Here is a 5,047-nt window from a genome sequence, read left to right as displayed (position 1 = left end):
GATTTTGGCAGAGTTTCTTTGAACGGTTGCGATCGCAACTGGCTTCAGACCATGCTTTTTCAAGGCCGATTCTGCAGATTTCAGGCCATCTTTCCCAAAGGCATCATCCTGATAAATGATTGCTATTTTTTGTCGTGCATTACGAACAAGGCTATCAACAATTTTGTCTATTTCCATCTGATAGCTGGCTCTTAAGTTCACTACCATTTTTAATTTTTCATCACGCAGGATTGAGGCACCTGTCAGGGGGGCGATGAGGGGAACTTTCCTTTCTTCAATGAATGGAAGTATTTCTTTCGTTGTGGGTGTGCCTACATAGCCAAAGAGAGCAAGAAGGTTCGGTTTTTCGAGCAGTTTTTTGGTATTGCTGATGGTCAGTTCAGGCTCATACTGGTCATCAAGGCTGATTAAACGTATTTTTTTCCCGTTGATTCCTCCCTGTCGATTCACCTCGTTAAACCATGCTTGGGCGCCTGCCTGATATTTTTTTCCTATTTGAGCCGAAGGTCCGCTCAGTGGTAAGGATTGGCCTAGGAGGATCGTATTCTTGCTATCAGAGGTGATTTGAGTGTCTTTTTGTTGGGCTGATGTGGCAGCTATCGATAGACTAAGTCCTAATGTTATGAGGGTACTTCGACGAAGAATTGTTGCTATCCGCTTAACTGGTAAAACGCTTTTGTGATTTGCTGCTCTTTTTTTCATGACGAAGGTTCGAAGACGGAGAAAGTGGAACATCTTGGCGATCGCGTCAGTGGTTCTGGCAGCCTTGCTTTCCATTATTGGAGTAACTAGTCTAAATGTTGATCAAGTGCCAGGCCGTGATTCCCTGCGACTTTCTTCAGCTTCTCGGGCATTAACCACATCCGTGGATCGCCTTCCTCGTGACGGTTGGAGTTCACAGAGAGGAGAGTCGTTAAGCGGAAGTGAAATTCAAGCTGACATTGAAGCACTCGATGATGCGAAATACCATGTGAAGATTGGAGTGTATTCAAATAGTACCTACGATCTTGATCTAAGTATTCCTAGCTTCTCCTCCAATGGCTACGTGTGGATGCGCTGGGAGCAGCCTCTTCAAGATTACTTAGAGGCCAATGATACAGATTTGCAAGAGCATATTTCATTGCTTAATGCGTTGTTGTCTGATGCTGAACCTGTGTTGAACCCTGTGCAGGATAAGCCAGCAGTCTTGTCTGATGGTACCTATTACCAGCTTTATACTTATGTTGGTCGATTTTATATTGATCGCGCAACCTTTAAGAAGTTCCCGTTCCTCACCATTAGTTTGCCGATCGCGATTGAAGCTGATGATGTGGCGGGAGGGCTTGGCTATACGAAGTTGCGTTTTGAGCCTGATATTCGCAATAGTGGGATGGGCCTTTATGCAGGAACAGGAATTATTGGTTGGTTGAATCGCGGTTGGTCGATTGCTGAGTATCGCCATAATTATGCAACCAATTTTGGTCTTGGTGGGTTGGACCGGGATTACAGTCTCATTGTCTATGACATCACCTTCGGAACTTCGTCTTGGTCCTCTTTTTGGCGCTTGATGTTGCCTTTGTTGGTTGTGATGGTGATGGTACTTCTCGTCTTCAAAATCCGCCCTGATGAGCAAGATGCTCGAGCAGGAATTCCTGTCACCGTGTTGTTGACATTGGTGTTCCTGCAGCAGGTGTATCGAGGTGAACTCCCTGACCTTCCTTTCCTTACCTTTCTCGATCTGGTTTATGTGATCGCTTACGTCATCACATTGTTTGCATTTGTTTTGTTGGTTTGGATTGGACGCCGTTATGCCGATATGGAGAGCATGCCCCTTGGAGAGGCGCGCGATAACCTCTCCAAACGACTGGAACTTCTTGATGAGGTTTGGCCTCTTTCAATGGTGTTGTTTTGTTCTGTTGCTGTTGTGACGGCATGGGTCTTGATCCCTCCGGGCGCTTAATGATCGGGGGGCATTCGTTGTTTAAGAGCATCCACGAGTCGGCTGATTTCGTTGGGTTTGGTGGTGATGTGCGTACAAGCTCTTAGGCAGATGGGTTCTTCTAGGTTGCGGATCCAGATCCCTTTTCTCCCAAGGATTTTGACGACTTCAGCAGGACTTCGTCCTGATGCATCGTTGAGTTGGAAGCTCACCAAACCTGCTGGCGGTTCCCCCTTCAGCAAAGGAGTGGCTCCTGAAAGCTCCTTGAGTTGCCTCCACAGTTCGCCGCTTAGGGATTGGATGGTTTGGAGACGCTCTTGCTCATTGCCCTCGTTGGCGAACAAGCGCAACGATTGACGAAGCCCTGCCATCAGTGGCACGCAGCTCGTTGCAATCTCAAAGCGTCGGCTGTCGTGGTGAAACGGTTCTGGATCATTGATGTCAGCGCGCGTTTCATCGCGCAGGCTGCGCCAGCCAATGAGCGTTGGATTGGCTTGATTGAGGATTCTTTCTGATAAGGCCACGCCTCCTAATCCCTCGGGTCCGCAGGTCCATTTGTGCCCAGTAAAGGCATAAATATCAGCGGCCTGCGCAGCTGCTTCCACAGGAATTTGCCCCATGCTTTGGGCTGCATCCACGAGTAGAAATGGTTGCTGAGCATGCTGACGAAGATGGTCTGCTACCTCAGGGATTGGCATTAGCTGTCCGGTGTTCCAGAGCAGATGGGACAGCACCACGACTTTGGTACGTGGCCTTAAGGAGTCTTCTAAGACTTGGAGGACCCCAGCGTCGGTTTCGTGTTGTGCCTCACGTCCTTGCCTGAATTGTTGAACAGGGAGGTTGTCGACTTCCAGATGCTCTCGTCTGGCAAGTTCATGGCAAGCGGCGACGACTCCCGGGTGCTCGCAATCACCGATTAACAGGCGATCACCGGCTTTAAGGGGCAGTCCCCAAAGGGGAAGAACGCACCCGCTGGTGACGTTTTCGGTGAGTGCGAGGCGATGGGGTGCCACACCACACATTCGACTCAGTGACGCACGTGTTTTGTTTGTTTCCGCACTGATATACGGCCATACATCCGTGGTGAACGGTCCCAGTTCTTGGATGCGCTGCCAACTTGTGGTCATGGCCTCTAGCGAAGGCGTTGGCAACGGCCCTTGACCGCCGTAGTTGAAATAATGCTTATTCTGAAGTGCTGGACAGAGATTGCGGAGGGTGTTGCTGTTTGCGTGGGTCAAGGTGGTATTTCGAGAGGTTCCTGGTTACATCGTGAAGGCACGTGTCAGCGATCAACGGCAGCGTGATGTGCCTTGTGATTGTCAGTCTTACGTTGGCAAAAAAAGTGGAAAGGGTCAGGTTGTAAAACGCTGCTCCATCAAATCTTTGTGTGTAATTGCACAATGTGATGCTTGCTGTTGTGCTTTCGCTAAGTCTGGCTGAGCACTAGGCGAGATCCTTTGGTATCACAAATGTTGATTGGCGGATTCGCAAGGCTAAGATCAAAAAGATTGTTTTTTAAGTCAGGCAGTTGTTCCTGGTTTAAAGCCTTATTAAGCAGTGTTGATGGCGATATTGCAAAATAGTAACAACGATCACATTCTTTTCGGGTTTTCTCTCTTACCAGTGGTTTTTCAAAATTTGAACGTAATTCATTTGCCATGAATATTCTAGAAAAAATGCGAGTGGTTGGAACCTGTTGCGAAGTTGGTGGCTATTTTACACAACTTCATGTTAATACTACTCTTGGCGTGCTTATTTTTATGGTCGCACAGATCTTATTTTTGCCTTATTTCATAAAGACAAAGGCCTATGATTATGTAGCATTGCTGAGCATTATGGCCATTATTTCTGGGACAAAGCTCCTCACGGGCAGTCCATATTACGCTTGACATGAGAAGGTGAAGTTCGTGAGGGTGTTCGTAGATCACGGCAGACCTATGCCCGATGGTCCGGCTCTACTTAAGACCAGAAGGCAGATGAGGTACGAGGACGCAGCCTCTTTGTGGTTCCAGTTGAAGAAGTCTGGATGGACCGTGGCTGAGCCTGCATGGGGAGCTGATGTGGAACCTTGAAAGCGTGGGTCAAGCCGTGGGTCAAGCTCCAATCTGATGGGTTAGACAATCAAGTAATGATGGGGCTTCTCAGCGATTAAAACTAAGGCGGGTTCTAGTTGAAATAATGCTTATTCTGAAGTGCTGGACAGAGATTGCGGAGGGTGTTGCTGTTTGCGTGGGTCAAGGTGGTATTTCGAGAGGTTCCTGGTTACATCGTGAAGGCACGTGTCAGCGATCAACGGCAGCGTGATGAGCCTTGTGATTGTCAGTCTTACGTTGGCAAAAAAAAGTGGAAAGGGTCAGGTTGTAAAACGCTGCTCCATCTAATCTTTGACACAACTTCACCATGGCAGTAATAGAAAGTTGGTTGATATTGTCTTGTTTCTTTCATCGCAATGTGATCCATCATCAGTTCAGACTGTTACTCACTGGTTTGAACTTTGACGACCATCTGCTTGCTCTGGGTTGGTGTTACTGGAACCAGGCATCACCCAATGAAGAATGTCACGCCAAAATGACTGAGTAGCTCACTTTCTTTTCATTCCTGATGCCATCCAAGCCCCGGAACCGAGTTGGTGAGGTGTACGGAAAGCTCACGGTTGTTCGTGCCTCGGAGCGTCGTACCAAAAGCGGAAATGCTTACTGGTGGTGTCGATGCTCTTGTGGTCAGGATCGTGAGGTTCCAGGCGACAAGCTCTCTCACAACGCAGCTCGTAAAAAGCCAATAGTGACGGCCTGCTTGGATTGTTCTCGAGAATTTCAGGTTGAAGGTGTTTGCGCCAAAAATGATCGGGAAGAGCGTCAACGACGAATCGATGCCCAGGAGCGTCGATCTCTACTGAAAGGCGTTGTTCCCGATGGATGGCTCACTTTGCCCCTGACTGATGCTCATGCCAGGGAGCTGGGGCAGGTGTTGTTTTTTCGTGGCACGGTATGTCTGAGAGGGCACCTGGCGCCTTATCGAATTAATGGGGGGTGTCTGACCTGCTCTGGACAAAAGCCTTCTGCTCTGAATCATGCACCGATCGCCTCGGCTGAGGTTGCTAGTGATGCATGCACTCGTTAGCCACGAGCT

General features: G+C 48.5%; 6 protein-coding genes. 4 read left to right on the top strand and 2 right to left on the bottom strand.

Features of this window, described 5'->3' with window-relative positions:
* Positions 1-777: ABC transporter substrate-binding protein (locus NCN04_RS07825; protein ID WP_250395709.1), on the bottom strand; the 777-nt coding region annotated here is incomplete at its 3' end.
* Between the two features lie 88 nt (positions 778-865).
* Here NCN04_RS07825 and NCN04_RS07820 point away from each other — a divergent pair.
* Positions 866-1,939 carry a hypothetical protein gene (locus tag NCN04_RS07820; RefSeq protein WP_250395708.1) on the top strand — a complete coding sequence of 358 codons (1,074 nt, stop codon included), beginning with the start codon at positions 866-868 and terminating at the stop codon, positions 1,937-1,939.
* Here NCN04_RS07820 and NCN04_RS07815 read toward each other — a convergent pair.
* Positions 1,936-3,045 carry an aminotransferase class V-fold PLP-dependent enzyme gene (locus NCN04_RS07815; protein WP_250395707.1) on the bottom strand — a complete coding sequence of 370 codons (1,110 nt, stop codon included), beginning with the start codon at positions 3,043-3,045 and terminating at the stop codon, positions 1,936-1,938. The two genes, NCN04_RS07820 and NCN04_RS07815, sit on opposite strands and share 4 nt — an antisense overlap.
* A 531-nt stretch (positions 3,046-3,576) precedes the next feature.
* Here NCN04_RS07815 and NCN04_RS07810 point away from each other — a divergent pair.
* The 3 genes from NCN04_RS07810 to NCN04_RS07800 all read left to right on the top strand — a co-directional run bounded on the left by NCN04_RS07810 (position 3,577) and on the right by NCN04_RS07800 (position 5,038).
* Complete coding sequence (locus NCN04_RS07810) at positions 3,577-3,807, top strand: DUF8641 family protein (RefSeq protein WP_250395706.1); 231 nt, start codon at positions 3,577-3,579, stop codon at positions 3,805-3,807.
* A 9-nt stretch (positions 3,808-3,816) separates the two neighbouring features.
* Entirely contained in the window at positions 3,817-3,990 is a 174-nt protein-coding gene (locus tag NCN04_RS07805; protein WP_350223243.1) for a DUF1651 domain-containing protein, read from the top strand.
* A gap of 529 nt (positions 3,991-4,519) precedes the next feature.
* On the top strand, positions 4,520-5,038 hold the full coding sequence (locus NCN04_RS07800) for a hypothetical protein (protein WP_048345921.1): 519 nt from the start codon (positions 4,520-4,522) through the stop codon (positions 5,036-5,038).
* Positions 5,039-5,047 lie beyond the last annotated feature (9 nt).

Origin of the sequence: Synechococcus sp. MU1655, assembly GCF_023630655.1 — a bacterium.
GTDB lineage: Bacteria > Cyanobacteriota > Cyanobacteriia > PCC-6307 > Cyanobiaceae > Synechococcus_C.
Note: the sequence above shows the minus strand (reverse complement) of the source record. Positions and strands in the feature narration are given on the sequence as shown.

What these genes read in the sequence shown, in the direction of transcription:
- NCN04_RS07815 (WP_250395707.1), bottom strand. Translation starts at nt 3,045, where the DNA reads ATGACCACAAGTTGGCAGCGCATCCAAGAACTGGGACCGTTCACCACG.
- NCN04_RS07810 (WP_250395706.1), top strand. Translation starts at nt 3,577, where the DNA reads ATGAATATTCTAGAAAAAATGCGAGTGGTTGGAACCTGTTGCGAAGTT.
- NCN04_RS07800 (WP_048345921.1), top strand. Translation starts at nt 4,520, where the DNA reads ATGCCATCCAAGCCCCGGAACCGAGTTGGTGAGGTGTACGGAAAGCTC.